Origin of the sequence: Streptomyces sp. YS-3, assembly GCF_045257485.1 — a bacterium.
Taxonomy (GTDB): Bacteria; Actinomycetota; Actinomycetes; order Streptomycetales; family Streptomycetaceae; genus Streptomyces.
The window spans coordinates 1-1569 of the sequence record NZ_JBJHPC010000961.1 but is presented as its reverse complement, the minus strand read 5'-3'; the positions used below and the strand labels follow the sequence as shown (position 1 = coordinate 1569).

At 73.9% G+C, this 1569-nt stretch carries 1 protein-coding gene and 1 pseudogene; both read right to left on the bottom strand.

Annotated elements, in window-relative coordinates; genetic code table 11:
* Nucleotides 1-485, bottom strand: a pseudogene (locus ACJA3G_RS36715) (alpha/beta hydrolase); the annotation flags it as partial.
* A gap of 176 nt (nt 486-661) precedes the next feature.
* A complete protein-coding gene (locus ACJA3G_RS36710; protein WP_406557348.1) occupies nt 662-1411 on the bottom strand; it encodes a TIGR04222 domain-containing membrane protein in 750 nt (249 codons plus the stop codon).
* Nucleotides 1412-1569 lie beyond the last annotated feature (158 nt).

The window sequence follows — 1569 nt, the reverse complement described above, 5'->3', positions numbered from 1 at the left end:
GGGGTGGGCGCCTTGGCGAAGTCCTTCGGGTCCTGGCAGGACAGCGGCGCGGAGCGGGCGACCCCGCGCGGGGCGTAGCCCACCAGGTCGTAGGCCCCCGCGATCCGCTTCCACTCGGGCAGGCTCGCGACGATCGGGAAGTACATGCTGGAGGCGCCGGGGCCGCCGGGGTTGTAGACCAGCGCGCCCTGCCGCTCCGCCCGTTTGCCGGTGGCCCGCACCCGGCTGACGGTGAGGGTGATCTGCCGTCCCCTCGGCTTGGCGTAGTCGAGGGGGACCCGGACCGTGCCGCACTGGATGGTGTCGGGGAGCATCTCCGCCTTGGGGCAGCGGCCGAAGGCGATCCCGGCCGCCGCCGCGCGCCGGGCGGCGACGGCCGTGCCGTGCGCCTCGGCGGTGAGCGGATCCATACCGCCGGCCGGGGAGACGGCCAGGGTGGAAAGAACGAGGGAACCGAGCGTTCCGTACAGTGCTGCTGCTCTCATCTACATCCCTTTGCGGGTCTGTCCGGCACGGCAGGTGTCCGGTACAAAAGGGATGATTAGCGGAGTAATTGACGAAGTAAAGCACCGGCGGGCGGTGCGCCGGGGTCAAAGTCGCCCGTCAGGGCACCTGTCGGGTCCGCGCCGGGCCGTCGGCCGGGCGGGTCGCCGGTTGCCGCTCAGAGCGTCCGGCCGGCGCGCAGGGCGGTCCGCAGCTCCGGGTCGCCGACCGCGCTCACGCCCCGTACCGCGACGGCGGTGAGCGGGTCACCGGCCGGGTCGATCCGGCCCAGCAGCCGCTGGCCGTCGGGGGAGGCCCAGCGGGTGTGCGGATGGACCTCGAAGCGGGCGATGAAGAGGCAGCCGAGGGTGAGCACGGTCGGCAGGGAGAACCAGGCGGCGATCTCCGCCTGCGTCGCGCGGTCCTGACCGGGCATCAGGAGGGCGATCGCGCCGAGGGTGAGGGTGAGCGCCGCCGCGCCGCGTACGGCCCGTACGGAGGCCGTGACGCCCGTCCTGGCGGCATCGGGGACGGCGAGCCCGGCGGCGGCCAGCCGGTCGGCGAGGGCGTGCACGGCGTCGGCGGCGGCCGTGGCCGAGCGGATCGCCGCTATCCGGGCCTGTCCGCCCGGCCCGATAGCCCCTATCACCGACCGCTCCAGGTCGTCGCGGCCCTCCGGGTCGACGACCGTGGCCCAGCCGGTGTGCGCGAGCAGCAGCCGGCGGGCGCGGTGCATGGTGACCAGAGTCAGATCGGTGACCCGGAACGGGCCGCCCGCGAGGAAGGCGGCCTCGTAGAGCGAGAGGCCGAGCTCCGGGTCCCGGGTGACCGGGCCCTGGTCGGCCGCGGCGGACGCGGCGAGGCAGAGCCGCGCGCACGAGACGGCGGACGCGAGGCACGCGGCGACCAGGAAGAGAACCCAGAACATGGCCGAGTTGTATGTGAAGCGGTCAGGCCGGCGCCATGCCTTTCCCATGATGTGGACATGGAGTTATCGGTTCGTTACGGAGTGTCGGTGGGGTTGACCCGGCTGGCGGCGGGCGGCAGCGCGAACGACGGGGTGACGGGCGCGGGGGAGGGGAAGGT